Here is a 17844-nt window from a genome sequence, read left to right on the forward strand (position 1 = left end):
GTTCAGGAGGGGAACGCGGTTCAACCCACCAGGGCGATGTCCTGGGGCTTGGCCCAGCTTTCGATCAGGCGCTCGGGGGTGCAGCAGGTCTTGCGCTTGTACACGAAGTTGCGGCATTTCTCGGCGAAGCCCTTGCGGTTCAGCACCATGTCCATGTGCATTTCTTCCAGCTCGGCATTGCGGCAGTGCTGCATCAACTGCGGGTCGGCGTCGAGCTTGCGCTGGCGCAGGTGCTGGTAGCGCGGGTCGCTGGGCACGGCGTTGGCCCGTTGCAGCAGCCACAGGCCGAACTCTTCGGGATCCCGTGGACCCACTTCCTGGACCATGCCCATCTGCAGGGCCTGGAGGGCGCTGATGGGCAGGCAGGCCTCGGTCAACTGGCGGGCCAGGGGCTGGCCCACGGCGCGGGGCAGGCTGTAGGTCCAGTATTCGGAACCGAACAGGCCCATGCTCTTGTAATGCGGGTTGTACACGGTATCGGCCCGGGCCAGGACCACATCGGCGGCCAGGGCCAGCATCAGCCCGCCGGCGCCGGCATTGCCGGTCAGGCCGCTGACCACCAGCTGGCGGGCGGTGAGCAGCTCGCGGCAGACATCGTCGATGGCCTGGATATTGGCCCAGGCCTCCAGGCCCGGTTCATCTGCCGCCTGGATCACGTTCAGGTGCACGCCATTGCAGAATGCGCCACGGCCGCCGCGCACCAGCAACACCTGGGTGTCGCGGGCCTTGGCCCATTGCAGGGCGCTGACCAGGCGCTGGCATTGCTCGGTGCTCATGGCGCCGTTGTAGAACTCGAAGGTCAGCTCGCCGACCTTGCCGGATTCGCGATAACGGATCGGCTGGTAGGCCTCGGCGCTGAACGGCGTGCTGGCCACCGACCAGTCCAGTACCGGCACTGCGGCCAGGCGTTCGCCGAGCACATGGCGCGCCGGACGCTTGAAGGTCTCTTCGCCGGGCTGGGGCTTGAGCCGCAGGGAGCCGATCCACAGGCTGCTGTCGCCGCAGGCCACCAGTATCGCGTCGTCGTGTACCGCCAGCAGTTCTCCCGGGGTACCGGTGCGCGGGTCCAGGTGCGCGTCGTACACGTAGTACTGGCCGCCGGCGAGGCTGGCCAGGACTCCGGGCTGGCCATCGGCGGCATCGATGCTGCGCTTGATGAACCGGGCGCAGTCATGCCAGCTGAAGGTGCGGTCCGCCTGCTTCATGTTCGGTTGCAGGCGGCCGAGCACCGAGGGCTTGTCGTAGTCCAGTGGTTCGGGGGTGTAGCCGTTGCGGAACTTTTCCACCACATCGCGGATGCAGTGGATCGCCGCATCGCTGACCGGACCGTTGTACAGCTCGGACTTGCGCATCCCGGCCGGCAGGTTGAATTCGTGGGTGGCCCAGATCGGCCCGGCGTCCATTTCTTCCACCGCCTGCAGGGCAGTGACGCCCCAGCGCTTGAGTTCCTTGCTGATGGCCCAGTCCAGGGCGCTGGCACCCCGATCGCCGACGATGCCCGGGTGGATGATCACCACCGGCCGCTTGGGGTTGCTCCACAGCTGTTGTGGCACCCGGTCCTTGAGGAAGGGGCAGATCACCAGGTCGGCGCCGGCGTCCTCGACCTGCCGGCAGACTTCCTCTTCGCTGGTGAACAACACGACGCTGGGACGATGCCCGGCCTGGCGCAAGTCGAGCCAGGCGCGTTGAGTGAGGCCATTGAAAGCGGTGGACAGCAGGATGATCTTCAGTGATCGCATGACAAGACTCTTCCTTGAGTGATGGGGCTGGCGGCTCCCGATGAGCCGTCCGTGGCCGTGATGGAGGCGCAAGAGTAGGGGGGCACAGGCAATCACCTGCTGACCGAGATCAATCAAGCGGCACCCAGGGTGCAGAGGCCGCTGGATGGCTTATGTTTTTTAGTTAGTGAAAGAGAATTTTTAATTACTTCAAAACAGGATCGACGCTGTTGCACAGTCGCTGCCTCAATCCGGGACCGGGACTGGCCCGGCGCAATCATCGGTGTGCCAGGCGCTCGAGCGCCTGCCGAGGGAGCAAGGCATGGGTACGAATCCGAACCCTCATTACCCGCTGATCGGGCAGATGTTCAAAAAGGACTACCAATGGTTGTGCGCTTCCGTCGCCCGGGCCCTGGGCTGTCACCACAGCGCCCAGGACATCGCCTCGGAAACCTTCGTGCGGGTCCTGGCGTTGCCCGATCCGAGCGCCATTCGTGAACCACGGGCGTTGTTGACCACCATCGCCCGGCGCCTGGTCTACGAAGGCTGGCGCCGTCAGGACCTGGAGCGTGCCTACCTGGAAAGCCTGGCGCTGGCGCCTGCGCCGGTGCACCCGTCGCCCGAAGAACGGGCTTTGCTGATCGAGGCGCTGCTGGCGGTTGACCGTCTGCTCGATGGCCTGTCGGCCAAGGCCAAGGCGGCCTTCCTCTATCACCAACTGGACGGCCTGACCTATGCCCAGATCGGCGCCTTGCTGGAGGTGTCCACCAGCCGGGTGCAGCAGTACATGGCCGAGGCGTTCAAGCGTTGCTACCTGGCATTGGTGGAAACATGAGCCGCTCGCGGATCGACCCGGCGGTGGTGGACGAGGCCGCCCAGTGGATGGCCCTGTTGCAGTCGGGCCAGATGAGCGCGGTGCAAGCCGAGGCGTTCGCCGCCTGGCGCAGCGCCGACCCTGAGCATGAGCAGGTCATCGGCCTGATGGGCGGCGGGTTCGCGGCCCTGCAACACAATGCCCTGCGCCAGCTGAGCCGCGACAGCCTGCTGCACAGCCTCAATGCCCCCTCGAGTCGGCGGCGCTTCATCGGCAGCAGCCTGGGGCTGCTGGGCGCGGCGTTGGCAACGGGGCTGCTGGGGCGCCAGCTGGATTGGTGGCCGCCCGCCGGCGCGCTGTACACCGGCGTGGGCGAGCGTCGCATCCTGACCCTCGACGACGGCAGTGCGCTGCTGCTCGATGCCCAGACCCGGGTGCTGGCGCATTTCGACCAGGTCCAGCGCCACCTGGAGCTGTGCAGTGGGGAATTGCAGGTGGACGTGGCCAGGGATCCGTCGCGACCGTTCGTGGTGCAGACCGAGCATGGCCGCATGCGTGCCCTGGGCACCCGTTTCCTGGTGCGTCGCGATGAAGCCTCGACCCAATTGGTAATGCTGCATTCCCAGGTGGAGGTGCTGACGGCCAATGGCACCCGGCAAGTGGCGACGGCGGGGCAGAGCCTGCGTTTCGACGGCCAGGGCTTGTTGGTCCTGGAGGCGGCCAAGGGCTATGAAAGCGCCTGGACCCGGGGCTTGCTGGAGGCGCGCGATCGGCCGCTGGGGGAAATCGTCGAGCAATTGCGCCGTTACCGACGCGGCATCCTGCGGGTCGATCCCGAGGTCGCAGGCTTGCGCTTGAGCGGCCTCTATCCGCTGGACGAAAGTGATCGCACCCTGCAACTGCTGGAGCGCTCGCTGCCGATCCGGGTGCGTTACCACAGCCCCTACTGGGTCAGCATCGAGCCGCGCCAAGGCGGGTTATAAGCTCATAGCCCCTTGGCCTAACCCACGGCCTATAAAAAACCGCCTGCCGCTGCTCATTCCCTGCAACTGCATTCAACAGGGAAGGGCTTCGGGATGTCTTCACAGAACTGTTTCAACCGTCCGCTCCGGCATCTATGCCGATTGTCGTTGGCCGTAGTCCTGGGCATCGCCAGCTGCCCGGCACCGCTTCTGGCCCAGGAACCGGCGGCCGCAGTCTTCTCCTTCGATATCACCAAGGGGCCGCTGGACCAGGTGCTGCTGGATATCTCGCGCCAGAGCGGGGTACCGATCTCCTTTCGCCAGGACCTGGTGCAAGGCAAGCAGGGGCCGGCCATTCGTGGCGCGCTGGAAACTCGCCAGGCGCTGGAGCGGGCGTTGCAAGGCAGCGGCCTGGAAGTGGAGGCCAGCGACCAGGGCCTGGTCTTGCGCCCGGCAGCGGCCAAGCCTGCCCCGGTCGCGGTCCGCGCCGATAGCTCCGCCAGTGCCAGCGAGCCACGGCTATCGAAGGTCACGGTCACCGGCTCGCGCATCGCCCGGGCGCAGACCGACGGTGCGACTCCGGTCACCGTGATCACCCAGCAGGAGATGGAGGCCCGGGGTTATCGCAATGTCTACGACGCCCTGGCGACCCAGACCCAGAACACTGGCATGACCCAGGGCGAGGACTACGGCAACACCTGGCAGCCAGCCGCCAGTGCCCTCAACCTGCGCGGCCTGGGTCCCAACCATACGCTGGTGCTGATCAACGGCCGGCGAGTGGCGGACTATCCGACCGCCTATGGCGGCCAGGTCAACTTCACCAACCTGGCCAACATTCCTTCGGCGGTCATCGAGCGCATCGAGATCCTCAGCAGCGGGGCCTCGGCGGTCTACGGCTCGGATGCCATCGCCGGGGTGGTCAACATCATCCTCAAGAAGAAGATCGACGGCATCGACCTCAACCTGCGCGGTGGCACCAGCGAGCGTGGCGGTGGCGACAACCAGCGCTTGCAATTGAGCGGTGGCGGCAGCTGGGGCGACTTCGATGGCCTGTTCGGCCTGGAGCTGACCCGGCGCGAACCAATCTGGGCCGACGATCGCGGGTTCATGGACAGCAGCCCGGCGGTGGACGTCGGCTACCGGCGCAATCTCGATACCGGCCGCTACCTGGGCCCCGGGTGTGGCGCCTACCAGGGCACCTTCGGCAATCACCTGGGCGGTAGCGGCGGGCGCTGTACCACTGACCAGATGTACAACGACTACTGGACCTTGCAGACCCAGAAGGAAAACTACGACGGCTACACCCGCGGTACCTGGCACTTCAGCGACAGCGGCCAGTTGTACGCCGACCTGATGTACGGCCTGGACCATATCCAGAACAACACCCGCGGCCCGACCTTCACCTCGCCGGATTTCATCAACGCCAACACCGGCAACCTGGAGCGCTGGTTCCGGCGCTTCTCCGAAGAGGAGATCGGCGGGCGCACCAGCAACAACAGCAAATGGCGCGAGACCTCCTGGACCGGCACCCTGGGGCTGTCCGACCAACTCGGCGACAGTGGCTGGAGCTATGAGCTGGCGGCCAACCGCTCGGAATATCGCAGCGTGCGCAGCACCCGCTACCGGCCGTTGTCGACCATCCGCGATTTCTACCTGGGGCCGCAGTTGGGTACCCAGGATGGCCACCCGGTGTTCGCTCCGGACCCGGCGCGCCTGGACCGGCCGCTGACTCCCGACGAGTGGCGCCAGTTCCGTCGCAACCAGACCGAGACCAGCCGCTCGGTTTCGCAGACCTACAACGCCTCGATCAACGGTGATCTGTTCGACTTGCCGGCCGGGCCGGTGGGCTTCGCCGGGGTGTTGGAAATGGGCAAGCAGTCGTATCGCATCGAGCCCGACTCGGGGCTCAACGAGGGGTTGTTCTACGGTGCTGCACCGGCGCAGGAGTCCGGTGGCTCGCGCAAGCGCTACGCCTTGGGCGGCGAGTTCAGCGTGCCGGTCACCGATAGCGTGCTGGCGTCCCTGGCCGGACGCTGGGACCAGTACAAGTTCGCCGATCGCAGCGAGCAGCAGAAGACCTACAACCTGGGCCTGGAATGGCGCCCGCTGACCAGCCTGCTGGTACGCGGCAGCTATGGCACCAGCTTTCGTGCGCCGGACCTGAACTACATCTACCAGGCCGACAACAACGGCTACTACCCCGACCAGATCGACTACTACGGCTGCAGCAAGGGCGTGGAGGGCGCCTGCGATCGCGGGCGGGTGGACTACGTGCAGAGTGGCACCAGCGACCTCAAGTCCGAGCGCGGCAAGTCCTGGACCTATGGCCTGGTCTGGTCGCCGTCGCGCAACTTCGATATTTCCGCCGACTACTGGCGGGTGCAGATCGACGACTTGCTGACGAGCGTGGATCAGAACCGCCTGTTGCAGGAAGAGAACGCCTGCCGCAGCGGTGCCCAGGACATCAACTCGGCCAGTTGCCAGGCGGTGCTGGCGCGGGTCCAGCGCAATCCCGGCAATGCCGCGGTGGACCCCAACAAGCTGCAGCAGGTGCGGGTCAATGCCATCAACGCCGCCAGCGAGCGGGTCAGCGGCCTGGATCTCAAGAGCAACATTCGCTGGGGCGCTGGCGACTACGGGGCATTCAGCTCGACCCTGGGCTACACCCTGGTGCTTTCGCATTACTACAAGGAGTCCGACCAGGCCGCGAGCCTGGATTTGCGCTCCGACCGCAGCAACCATGACTGGCGCAGCAAGGCCAACGCCAGCCTGACCTGGGACTATGCGCACTACAGCGCGACCCTCATGGGGATCCGCTACGGCAGCGTCACCAATGGCAACGGCGATGGCCGGCTGTCGCCCTGGACGGTGTTCAACGCCAGCGCCCGCTACAAGATCAACGACCGCGCCAGCCTCGGCCTGACCGTCAATAACCTGCTCAACCAGTACAAGCACGATGATTCCGCTGGCTGGCCCTATTACCCCACCGGCAACTACGACGCCTACGGGCGCCAATGGTGGCTGGACCTGAGCTACCACTTCGGCAGTTGAATCCCGTGGGCCTGCGCAGCCTGCGGCGACTACACAAGTGGCGGTCGCTGCCGAGCTGGCGAGGCTGCGCCAAGGTCCGCAGGACCTTCAGCGATAGGAAGAGCGGTACATCCCGGCGGGTATAAGGTCAGCTCCCAACGGTCTAAACCGGGCCTATAAAAAACCGCTGGCCATTGCACATCCCTGCATAAACCTAACGCAGGGATGGTTATCCATGAGTCTGTCTGTACCCCGTAAATCCCCCTTGAGCCTGGCCTTGCTGCTGTCTCTGCAGGTCGTGCCGGCCTGGGCCGCCAGCGAGTCGTTCGACCTGCCCGCTGGTCCGCTGGACCAGACGCTGCTGAGCATCTCGCGCCAGAGCGGCCTGCCGATCTCTTTTTCCCAGGCGCTGGTGGCCGGGCATTCGGCCCCGGCGATCAAGGGCCAGCTGAGCCACAACCAGGCCCTGGCCCTGGCGTTGCAAGGCACTGGCCTGAAGGACGAGGAGGGCGCCCAGGGCGTGGTGATCAGCGCCGCAGCGACCCCGGCCGCCAGCGTGGCGCCGACCCCGGCGACCTTCGCCGAGCCCACCACCCAGTTGCAGCGGGTCGAAGTCACCGGTTCGGCGATCCGCCGGGTCGATGCCGAGACCGCGGTGCCGGTCACCATCCTGCGGGTCGAGAAGCTGCGCGAGCAGGGCGTGACCAGCACCGAGGAGTTGATCAACCGCATTTCCGCCAACCAGTCCTCGGTGGGCTCCGGGCGTTCGGTGGGCTCCAGCAGCGGCGGAGCGGCCTTCGCCGACCTGCGTGGCATCGGTCCGAACAAGACCCTGGTGCTGCTCAACGGCCGGCGCCTGAGCAACAACGCCACCAGCTCCAGCAACGGTTCCGGGGTGGACCTGAACACCATTCCCTTCGCCGCCATCGACCGGGTCGAGGTCCTGCGTGACGGTGCCTCGGCGCTGTACGGCACCGATGCCATCGGCGGAGTGATCAACTTCATCACCAAGACCAGCCTCACCACCGGCCAGGTCAGCACCAGCTACGACACCCCGACCCATTCGGGCGGTGGCCAGAGCAAGAACTTCAGCGGCAGCTGGGGGTTCGGCGACCTGGAGGAAGATCGCTTCAATGTCTTTGGCGTGGTCAGCCACGACAAGCAGGAACGCCTGGCGGCCAAGGACCGTGGCTACACCTACAACTACCAGCCCGGTCGCGGCCTGGACTACACCTCGGGCACGGCCTTCCCGGCCAACTGGAGCCAGGGCAGCAACGCCACCAACCCCCTGGCCGGTTCCGGCTGCAACGCCCCGGGGTTGCTGTCGCGCAATGGCATCTGCCGGCAGAGCCTGTGGAGTTACCTGGACCTGGTGCCGGAAACCGAGAAGACCTCGGCCTTCGCCAAGGCCACCGGCAAACTTGGCGATGAACATAACGTCAGCCTGGAGTATTTCTGGGCGCGCAACCAGAACCGCACCCAGATCGGCCCCGGCACCCTGATGGGCAACCAGGTCAACCCGGGTACCGCGTTCTACCCGGGCAATGGCATCACCCCGGGGCCCAGCGACTTTGTCCTCGACTCCTCGCAACCGGTATCGGTGAACTGGCGCGAAGCCCCGGTCGGCGCCCGCCGGCATGAAGACGACAACAGCAACCAGCGCTTGCTGCTGAGCTTCGACGGCAATGTGGCCGGCTGGGACTACAACCTGGGCGCGGCCTACAACCAGAACAAGGTGACCAACACCATCCGCAGCGGTTATGTGCTCGATCAGGCGGTGCGCCAGGGGATCGCCAACGGAGTGATCAACCCCTTCGGGCCCCAGACCAGCGCAGGTGAGGCCTTGCTGGCGGCCAACAGGGTGAGCGGCGACTACGGCACCGCTGTGGGCCGGGTCAAGTCCATCGACGGACGTGCCAGCCGCGAGATCGGCGACTGGTTCGGCGCGGGGCCGGCCGGCCTGGCCCTGGGGGGCGAGTACCGCAAGGAGGATTTCCATCAGGATTTCGCGGCCTTTGCCGGCGACTTGCAGAACCTGGGAGTCGATCCCAATGGCGCCGTGACGGGTGATCGCAGCGTGCAGGCCCAGTACGCCGAGCTCAACGTACCGGTGCTCGACAGCCTGGAGCTGTCGGCGGCGGTGCGCCATGACAAGTACAGCGATTTCGGCAGCACCACCAACCCCAAGTATTCGTTCCGCTTCCAGCCGTTTCGCGAGCTGGTGGTTCGCGGTGCCTATAGCGAAGGTTTCCGCGCCCCTTCGTTGTACGAGTTGTACAACCCGAGCTATACCACCTTCACCAACGCCAACTACAACGATCCGGTGCTGTGTGCCGGCGGCAATCCGAGCAATGGCGGGATCGCCAACCGCGACTGCGCCCAGCAGTTCAACCGCAGCTCTGGCGGTAACCGCAACCTCAAGCCCGAGACCGCGCGCAACGTGACCCTGGGTTTCGTCTACCAGCCGTTCGAGCGCCTGACCACCGGGCTGGATTTCTGGTGGATCGATATTGCCAACCAGATCGCCGAGTTCCCCGAGTCCTCGCCGTTCGAGAACCCCGGCCTGTATCCCGATCGCCTGGTGCGCAAGGCCGATGGCTCCATCGACCATGTGGTCACCGGCCTGTCCAACCTGGGCAAGCTGAAGACCGAAGGGGTGGACGTCAACTTCGACTACCGCCTGCCGGCCCTGGCCTGGGGCCAGTTCGGCGTGGCGTTGCAAGGCACCTACGTCAACCGCTACGAGTACCAGCAAGAGCTCAAGGGCGCCTTCATCGACAAGCTGGGGGATTTTCGCGGCGGTGATTTCTCCTCCGCCGGTGCGGTGGCGCGCTGGCGCCACAGCCTGACCGCGACCTGGAACCAGGGGCCGCTGGGCGCCAGCCTGACCAACCGCTACACCAGCGGCTATCACGACTCGGACCCCAGCACCCACCACAGCGTTGGCGCCTACAGCGTCTGGGACCTGGCGGGCACCTACACCTGGCGCAAGTCCCTGGCCGTCACCCTGGGGGTGAAGAACCTGCTGGACCGCGAGCCGCCGTTCAGCAACCAGACCTACACCTTCCAGAGCGGCTACGACCCGCGTTACTCGGACCCCTTCGGGCGGACCTTGTACATCCGGCTCAGCTACAGCTTCTGAAACGAGCCGATAACGGCAGTCCGAAGGCTTTTTAGTAACCAATGGATCTAGACCCCGCTCTATAAAAATGCCGGCCTGGTTGCACAACACAGGCAGGAGCGGGGCGTTGCGATCATCGAGAACCGTGACCGGGAACCTGGCACGCGGGCCATCAAGGCCGGCGAGCCCCCGGGCACTGTCCAGAGGGGCTTGTTGCAATGCCGTTGCGAACCATCTTCTTGCTCTGGCTGTGGGTGCTGCTGAGCCCGGCAGTGTCGGCCGCCGTGCAACCGTCGTTGACGGTGTACGGCGAGGCACCGAAGTATCCGGCCGGCTTCAGTCACTTCGACTACGTCAATCCGCACGCGCCCAAGGGCGGCAGCTTGCGCCGTTCTTCCCTGGAGAGCGGGCCGTTCGACCACCTGGTGCCCTATATCGACAAGGGCACCGGGGTGGCCGAGGTCGACGGCTGGGTCTACGCGCCCCTGGCCTACCGCTCCCAGGACGAGCCCTACACGGTGTACGGCCTGGTGGCCCAGGGCCTGGAGCTGGCCCCGGACCGGCGCTGGCTGCGGTTGTACCTGAACCCGGCGGCGCGCTTCGCCGATGGCCGGCCGATCAGCGCCAGCGATGTGCGCTTCACCTTCGAACTGTTGATGACCCAGGGCAGCCTCAAGTACCGCCAGCAGTTCGCCGATGTGGCCGAGGTCCTGGTGGAGTCGCCGAGCCAGGTGCGCTTTGTGTTCAAGAATGCCGAGAGCCGCACCTTGCCCCTGGACCTGGCGTCGTTGCCGGTGCTGCCGGAACACTGGTGGCGCGGACGCAATTTTGCCGATGGCGGTGGCTTCGAGCCGCCCCTGGGCAGTGGCCCGTACCGAGTGGCCAAGGTGGATGCCGGGCGCAGCGTGACCTTCGAGCGGGTCAAGGACTGGTGGGGCGAGCGCCTGCCGGTGGCGCGCGGGCGCTACAACTTCGATCGCCTGCGCCTGGAGTTCTTTTCCGATACCGATGTGGCGCGGCAGATCCTCAAGGCCGGCGGCTATGACTACAACCGCGAGTTCTCCGCCACTGCCTACACCATCGGTTATGCCGGTGCCGCCCTGGACGATGGCCGCCTGCAGCGCGAGCACCTGGCCCCTGGCGCGGCCCAGGGCACCCAGGGGTTCGTCTTCAACCTGCAGCGGCCGCTGTTCCAGGATCGCCGGGTACGCCAGGCCATCGCCTTGCTGTGGGACTTCGAGTGGAGCAACCGGCAGATGATGCGCGGCATGTACCTGCGCCAGCGCAGCTTCTTCTCCCACAGCGAACTGGCGGCGGTGGGCCTGCCCTCGGCAGAGGAGCTCAAGATCCTCGAACCCTGGCGCGCTCAGGTCCCGGATGAGGTCTTCAGCCAGGTGTTCGAGGCGCCCAGGACCGATGGCAGCGGGATCGTCCGTGGCCAGCAGTTGCAGGCGCTGCAACTGTTGCGCGAGGCCGGCTGGACCCCCAGCGGCGATCGTCTGGTGAATGCCGCCGGCGAGCCGCTGCAGTTCACCTTCCTCAATGGCCAGAAGGGCTTCGAGCGCCTGCTGTTGCCGTTCAAGCGCAACCTGGCGCAGATCGGCATCGGCTTCGACATTCGCCAGGTGGACAGCGCGCAGTACACCAACCGGGTGCGCAGCCGCGACTACGACATGATCGTCGTCGGCTACCCGGTGTCCCAGGCTCCGGGGCGCGAGCTGTTCAACTACTACGGCGCCGAGGGGGCCGACGATCCGGGTTCGAACAACTACATGGTGCTCAAGAGCCCGGTGGTGGATGCCTTGCTCGAAGGCCTGGTCCGGGCCGACAGCCGCAGCAGCATGCTGGCCCATGCCCGGGCCCTGGACCGGGTGTTGCAGTGGGGCTACTACTGGATTCCCAACTATTACCCTCCGGGCATCTCCACGGTGTGGTGGAACCGCTTCGGTCGCCCGGCGGTCGCCCCGCTGTATGACGCCGGACTGGACAGCTGGTGGGAGATCAGCCCGACGGCGCTGACCCAGGGCCAGATGCACAAGCGCAGCGCGGAGGTGGTCCATGCTGGGTTATAGCCTGCGGCGCCTGCTGCTGATCGTGCCGACCTTGTTGTGCATCCTGCTGGTCAATTTCGTCATCGTCCAGGCCGCTCCCGGAGGACCGGTGGAGCAGGCCATCGCCCGTTTGCAGGGTATCGGCGCCAATGCCGCGGTGGGCGGCGGGCATGTGGAGAGCGTGGCCGGCGAGTCCCGGGCCAGCCGGGGCCTGGACCCCAAGCTGCTGGCGGACATCGAGCGCCAGTACGGCTTCGACAAGCCCGCCAGCGAGCGCTTGTGGCTGATGCTCGGGCAGTACGCCCGGCTGGACTTCGGCAAGAGTTTCTTCCGTGGCGCCACGGTCACCGACCTGATCCTGGACAAGTTGCCGGTGACCTTGTCCCTGGGCTTGTGGGCGACCCTGATCACCTACCTGGTGTCGATTCCCTTGGGGATTCGCAAGGCGGTGCACAACGGCTCGGGTTTCGATGTCTGGAGCAGCGCGGCGATCATCGTCGGCTACGCCATGCCGGGATTCCTGTTCGCCCTGTTGCTGATCGTGGTGTTCGCCGGCGGCACCCTGCTGGACTGGTTCCCGGTACGCGGCCTGGTCTCGGACGACTTCGACCAACTGAGCACCCTGGGCAAGGTCGCCGACTATTTCTGGCACCTGGTGCTGCCGGTCAGCGCGCTGGTGGTCGGCGGTTTCGCCACCCTGACCCTGCTGACCAAGAACAGCTTCCTCAACGAGATCTCGCGGCTGTACGTGGTCACCGCGCGGGCCAAGGGCCTGACCGAGCGCCAGGTGTTGTACGGCCATGTGTTTCGCAACGCCATGCTGCTGGTGGTGGCGGGGCTGCCCCAGGCGCTGGTCACGGTGTTCTTCGGCGGTTCGCTGCTGATCGAGGTGATCTTCTCCCTCGATGGCCTGGGACGCATGAGCTACGAGGCGGCGGTATCCCGGGATTACCCGGTGGTGTTCGGCTCGTTGTTCATCTTCACCCTGTTCGGCTTGTTGATAAAACTGCTGGGCGACCTGGCCTACACCCTGATCGACCCACGCATCGATTTCGCGGCGAGGAAGCTCTGATGCCCCTGTCTCCCCTTGGCCGGCGGCGCTGGCAACGTTTCAAGTCGCACCGGCGTGGCTGGTGGTCGTTGTGGCTGTTCCTCGGCCTGTTCACCCTGAGCCTGGGCGGCGAGCTGATCGCCAATGACAAGCCGTTGCTGGTGGCGTGCCAGGGGCAGTGGTATTTCCCGGCCTTCAAGCGCTACACCGAACAGGACTTGGGCGGCCAGTTGCCGTTCCAGCCGGACTACCGCAGCGCCGCGGTTCGCCAGTTGATCGAGGGGCAGGGCGGCTGGTTGTTGTTCGCGCCGATTCCCTTCGGCTACGACACCATCAACTACGAGCTGACGCAGCCGGCCCCCAGCCCGCCCAGTGGCGATAACTGGCTGGGTACCGACGACCAGGCCCGGGACGTGCTGGCGCGGGTGATCTTCGGGGTGCGGGTGTCGTTGTTGTTCGCCTTGTCGCTGACGGCCATCAGTGCGCTGGTCGGCATCGTTGCCGGCGCCCTGCAGGGCTACTACGGCGGCTGGGTCGATCTCTGGGGGCAACGCTTGCTGGAGGTCTGGTCGGGGCTGCCGGTGCTGTACCTGCTGATCATCCTGTCCGGTTTCGTCGAGCCGAACTTCTGGTGGCTGCTGGGGATCATGGCGTTGTTCTCCTGGCTGGCCCTGGTGGATGTGGTGCGCACCGAGTTCCTGCGCAGCCGCAGCCTGGAGTACGTCAAGGCGGCCAGGGCGCTGGGGGTGGATGACCTGCAGGTGATGGGCCGGCACATCCTGCCCAATGCCATGAACGCCACCCTGAGCTACCTGCCGTTCATTCTCACCGGGGCCATCGCCACCTTGTCGGCCCTGGACTTCCTCGGCTTCGGCATGCCGGCTGGCAGCGCGTCGCTGGGCGAGTTGGTGGCCCAGGGCAAGAGCAACCTGCAAGCGCCCTGGCTGGGGCTGACGGCGTTCTTTGTCCTGGCACTGATCCTGTCGTTGCTGGTGTTCATCGGCGAAGGCTGCCGCGATGCCTTCGATCCCAAGAGTTGAAACTGCGAGTACCCAAGATGACCCAAGCCCTGATTGAACTGCGTGGCCTGAAGGTGGCCTTCGGTGCCACCGAGGTGGTGCATGGCCTGTACCTTCAGATCCGCCCTGGTGAGTGCCTGGCGCTGGTGGGCGAGTCCGGCTCCGGCAAGTCGGTGACCGCCCACAGCATCCTGCAATTGCTCGACCCGCGTGCGGCGCGGATCGCGGGCAGCATCCGCTATCGCGGGGAGGAACTGCTGGGGGTAGCGCCGGCCCGCTTGCGCCAACTGCGCGGCAACCGCATCGCGATGATCTTCCAGGAGCCCATGAGCTCGCTCAATCCGCTGCACAGCGTCGAGCGGCAGTTGGGCGAGACCCTGCGCCTGCACAAGGGCCTGGCCGGCGCCCAGGCCCGGGAGCGGATTCTCGAACTGCTGGAGCTGGTGGGTATCCAGAACCCCCGGGAACGGCTCAGGGCCTATCCGCACCAGTTGTCTGGCGGCCAGCGCCAGCGGGTGATGATCGCCATGGCCCTGGCCTGCGAACCGGAGTTGCTGATCGCCGACGAGCCCACCACCGCTCTGGACGTGACCGTGCAGCGCAAGATCGTGCTGTTGCTCCAGGCGTTGCAACAGCGTCTGGGCATGGCGCTGCTGATCATCAGTCATGACCTGAACCTGGTGCGCCATATCGCCCAGCGAGTGGCGGTGATGCGTGGCGGCTGCATTGTCGAGCAGGCTGATTGCCAGCAGCTGTTCCAGGCACCGCGACATCCCTACAGCCTGGAATTGCTCAATGCCGAGCCCGGCGGCCAGGCGCTGCCCCGGGGCAGCAGTGAAACCCTGCTGGCGGTGGAGCAGTTGAAGGTCTGGTTCGGCCAGGGCGGCGGCTGGTGGCGGCCACGGCGTTACCTGAAGGCGGTGGATGGCATCGACCTGCAACTGCAACGGGGCAAGACCCTGGGCATCGTCGGTGAGTCCGGCTCGGGCAAGTCGACCCTGGGTCAGGCGATCCTGCGGCTGATCGCTGCACAAGGGCGCATCCGTTTCAATGGCCAGGCCCTGGAGACGCTCCACGGGGCGCGGTTGCGGCCGCTGCGCCGGCAGTTGCAGGTGGTGTTCCAGGACCCCTTCGGCAGCCTCAGCCCGCGCCTGAGCGTGCAGCAGATCATCGCCGAGGGCTTGCGGGTACACACCGACCTGGATTCTGGGCAACAGGAGCGGGCGGTGATCGAGGTGCTGGAGCAAGTGGGCCTGGACCCGGCCGCTCGGCACCGTTATCCCCACGAGTTCTCCGGTGGCCAGCGCCAGCGCATCGCCATCGCCCGGGCCCTGGTGCTCAAGCCTGAGCTGATCCTGCTGGATGAGCCGACCTCGGCCCTGGATCGCACGGTGCAGAAGCAGGTGGTGGCGCTGCTGCGGCGCTTGCAACAGGAGCATGGCCTGACCTACCTGTTCATCAGCCACGACCTGGCGGTGGTCCAGGCCCTGGCCCATGACCTGATCGTGATGAAGGACGGCCAGGTGGTGGAGCGCGGCCAGACCCAGCAGCTGTTCGCGGCGGCGCGACATCCCTATACCCGTGAGCTGTTGGCAGCGTCCGGGGTGGCGCCGTTGCCAGCTGGCGCGGGCTGAAAACGACGAATCCCGCCAGGGGGCGGGATTCGTGGATGGCCGGACCTTGCGGGGTCTTAGGCTGGGAACAGCTCGCTCAGTTTCATGGCCAGCATCATGTCGCCTTCGGCGCGCAGCTTGCCGCCCATGAAGGCCTGCATGCCGTCGGTTTCGCCGCTGACGATACCGTCCAGGGTTTCGCCGTCCATCACCAGGGTGACTTGGGCGTCTGGGTTCTCGCCTTCCTTGAGTTCGCAGGTGCTGTCTTTCACCACCAGCGAGAAGTGCTTGGTGTCATCGATGCGGAAACCGAAGACCAGGTCCAGGCCGGCAGCGGCAGCTGGGTTGAACTTGGCTTGCATGGCTTGTACGGCGTCAGCTACGGAGGTCATGGTTCGATCCTTTTATGGGTGGTTACAGCAAGGGTTCACGGTAAGCCGGGCTCAGCGGAAAGTGATGAGCTCCGGTGCCTTCAACAGTTGCAGGTGCGTATGACCGTTGAAGGAGGCCAAGGACACTTCGCGACCGCGGAACTTCAGCTGGTTGAGCGAAGTGTTGACGATTTGCCAGTTCAGTTCGAAGGCCTGCTGGGCAGGCATCCGGGTAATCAGGTGGAGCAGGGCGGTGATGGTGCCGCCGGAGGTGAACACGGCGATCTTCTGCCGGTTGTCCGCCGCTTCGAGGATGCGCTGCAAGCCACCCTGGACCCGTTCGACGAAGCCCAGCCAGCTTTCCAGGCCGGGCGGGTCGTAGGTGCCGGCCAGCCAGCGCTGGATGATCAGGGCGAAGATGCGTTGGAATTCGCCGCGATTTTGCGCGGCGTTGCGCAGGGTGTGCAGCGCTTCGGGTTCCTGGGGCAGCAGGTCGGGCAACAGGGCGCGGATGATGGCGTCGGCATTGAACTCGTTGAACGCCGGGTCGATCTCCAGGGCCGGCGTGGCCAGCCCAGCGACAGCCAGCTGTTCCAGGGTGGCCTGGGCGGTATGCTGCTGGCGTTGCAGGTCGCCGGACAGGCAGCGATCGAAGTTCACCCCGAGGGCCGCCAAGTGATCGCCGAGGACGGTGGCCTGGCGCACGCCGATGGGCGACAGCACGTCGTAGTCGTCTGCACCAAAAGAGGCCTGGCCATGTCGAATCAGATAGATGCTGCCCACGTCCGCGTCATCCCGGTACGTTGAAAGTTTTGCGAGGTTATGAGGATGCCGGTGAGCTGTCAATGAAAAAACATACGCTTGTTTGAAATGATTGTTGGAGCGCGGCTCCACAAGGTTTCGCGACTGGTGGCCGACCGGTCGCGTCGGTATGCTTGGGCCCATTGCGCCGCCGGTGGGTGGCGATCATGCGTAAGGAGTTTCCGTGGAGTTTTTCATCGAGTACGCCAGTTTCCTGGCCAAGACCGTGACCCTGGTGGTCGCCATCCTGGTGGTGCTGATCACCGCTGCCGCGCTGCGCAGCAAGGGTCGGCGCAAGGGGGCCGGGCAGTTGCAGGTCAGCAAGCTGAACGATTTCTACAAGGACCTGCGCGAGCGCCTGGAGCAGAGCCTGCTGGACAAGGAGCAGCTCAAGGCCTTGCGCAAGGCCAAGGGCAAGGCCGAGAAGAAGCAGAAGAAACAGCCCGCCGAGGATAAGCCGCGGGTGTTCGTGCTGGATTTCAACGGCGATATCAAGGCGTCGGCCACCGAGGGCCTGCGCCACGAGATCACCGCGGTACTGAGCCTGGCCACGCCCAAGGATGAAGTGGTGCTGCGCCTGGAAAGCGGCGGCGGCATGGTCCACAGCTATGGCCTGGCGTCCTCGCAGCTGGCGCGTATTCGCCAGGCCGGGGTACCGCTGACGGTGTGCATCGACAAGGTCGCGGCCAGCGGCGGCTACATGATGGCCTGCATCGGTGAGAAGATCATCAGCGCCCCCTTCGCCATCCTCGGCTCCATCGGCGTGGTGGCGCAGTTGCCCAACGTCAATCGCCTGCTGAAGAAGCACGACATCGACTTCGAGGTACTCACCGCCGGCGAGTACAAGCGCACCCTGACGGTGTTCGGCGAGAACACCGAGAAGGGCCGGGAGAAGTTCCAGGAGGACCTGGACGTCACCCATCAATTGTTCAAGAACTTCGTGGCCCGCTATCGCCCGCAACTGGCCATCGACGAAGTGGCCACCGGCGAGGTCTGGCTGGGTGTGGCCGCCCAGGAAAAACAACTGGTGGACGAGTTGCAGACCAGCGACGAGTACCTGGCCGAGAAAGCCAAGGCGGCCGAGGTCTTCCACCTGCACTACGCCGAGCGCAAGAGCCTGCAGGAGCGGGTAGGGCTGGCGGCCAGCGGTTCGGTCGACCGCGTGTTGCTGACCTGGTGGAGCCGCCTGACCCAGCAGCGTTTCTGGTAATGCTGCGCGCGAGCTTGCCGTTGGTGCTCTTCTGATGAGCGATCGCGGGCAAGCCTTGCTCCTGCAACAAGGCTTGAACCCTC

Annotated in this window: 12 protein-coding genes; 9 read left to right on the forward strand and 3 right to left on the reverse strand. The window is 65.6% G+C overall.

Annotation, left to right across the window (positions count from 1 at the left end):
• Positions 1 to 20 precede the first annotated feature (20 nt).
• On the reverse strand, positions 21 to 1739 hold the full coding sequence (locus AC3WK8_RS04010) for a hydrogenase maturation protein (protein WP_103324468.1): 1719 nt from the start codon (positions 1737 to 1739) through the stop codon (positions 21 to 23).
• Positions 1740 to 2040: 301 nt separating this feature from the next.
• Between AC3WK8_RS04010 and AC3WK8_RS04015 the strand changes: the two genes are divergently transcribed.
• The 8 genes from AC3WK8_RS04015 (at position 2041) to AC3WK8_RS04050 (ending at position 15400) form a co-directional block, all read left to right on the forward strand.
• Positions 2041 to 2553, forward strand: a complete 513-nt coding sequence (locus tag AC3WK8_RS04015) for a sigma-70 family RNA polymerase sigma factor (protein ID WP_022639416.1) — start codon at positions 2041 to 2043, stop codon at positions 2551 to 2553.
• A complete protein-coding gene (locus AC3WK8_RS04020; protein WP_103324469.1) occupies positions 2550 to 3515 on the forward strand; it encodes a FecR domain-containing protein in 966 nt (321 codons plus the stop codon). The genes AC3WK8_RS04015 and AC3WK8_RS04020 overlap by 4 nt, the downstream gene beginning before the upstream one ends.
• Positions 3516 to 3608: 93 nt before the next feature.
• Positions 3609 to 6545 (forward strand): TonB-dependent receptor, encoded by a 2937-nt coding sequence (locus AC3WK8_RS04025; protein ID WP_085597911.1) that lies wholly within the window; start codon positions 3609 to 3611, stop codon positions 6543 to 6545.
• A 214-nt stretch (positions 6546 to 6759) separates the two neighbouring features.
• The gene (locus tag AC3WK8_RS04030; protein WP_256592256.1) at positions 6760 to 9666 is read left to right on the forward strand and encodes a TonB-dependent receptor; all 2907 of its coding nucleotides are present in this window, start codon (positions 6760 to 6762) and stop codon (positions 9664 to 9666) included.
• 197 nt (positions 9667 to 9863) lie between these two features.
• Positions 9864 to 11717 (forward strand): extracellular solute-binding protein, encoded by a 1854-nt coding sequence (locus tag AC3WK8_RS04035; RefSeq protein ID WP_103324470.1) that lies wholly within the window; start codon positions 9864 to 9866, stop codon positions 11715 to 11717.
• A complete protein-coding gene (locus AC3WK8_RS04040; protein ID WP_103324471.1) occupies positions 11704 to 12768 on the forward strand; it encodes a microcin C ABC transporter permease YejB in 1065 nt (354 codons plus the stop codon). The genes AC3WK8_RS04035 and AC3WK8_RS04040 overlap by 14 nt, the downstream gene beginning before the upstream one ends.
• Positions 12765 to 13787 carry an ABC transporter permease gene (locus tag AC3WK8_RS04045; RefSeq protein WP_103324579.1) on the forward strand — a complete coding sequence of 341 codons (1023 nt, stop codon included), beginning with the start codon at positions 12765 to 12767 and terminating at the stop codon, positions 13785 to 13787. The genes AC3WK8_RS04040 and AC3WK8_RS04045 overlap by 4 nt, the downstream gene beginning before the upstream one ends.
• A gap of 17 nt (positions 13788 to 13804) precedes the next feature.
• Positions 13805 to 15400 (forward strand): ABC transporter ATP-binding protein, encoded by a 1596-nt coding sequence (locus AC3WK8_RS04050; protein WP_103324472.1) that lies wholly within the window; start codon positions 13805 to 13807, stop codon positions 15398 to 15400.
• A 56-nt stretch (positions 15401 to 15456) separates the two neighbouring features.
• Here AC3WK8_RS04050 and AC3WK8_RS04055 read toward each other — a convergent pair whose 3' ends face one another.
• Both AC3WK8_RS04055 and AC3WK8_RS04060 read right to left on the reverse strand, forming a co-directional pair.
• Positions 15457 to 15771 (reverse strand): SCP2 sterol-binding domain-containing protein, encoded by a 315-nt coding sequence (locus AC3WK8_RS04055; protein ID WP_022639409.1) that lies wholly within the window; start codon positions 15769 to 15771, stop codon positions 15457 to 15459.
• A gap of 51 nt (positions 15772 to 15822) precedes the next feature.
• On the reverse strand, positions 15823 to 16533 hold the full coding sequence (locus AC3WK8_RS04060; protein ID WP_022639408.1) for a histidine phosphatase family protein: 711 nt from the start codon (positions 16531 to 16533) through the stop codon (positions 15823 to 15825).
• A gap of 202 nt (positions 16534 to 16735) precedes the next feature.
• On the opposite strand from AC3WK8_RS04060, the gene sohB reads away from it, so the two are divergent.
• A complete protein-coding gene (gene sohB / locus AC3WK8_RS04065) occupies positions 16736 to 17761 on the forward strand; it encodes a protease SohB (RefSeq protein WP_022639407.1) in 1026 nt (341 codons plus the stop codon).
• Positions 17762 to 17844: the final 83 nt, after the last annotated feature.

The organism is Pseudomonas sp. FW507-12TSA (assembly GCF_058781435.1).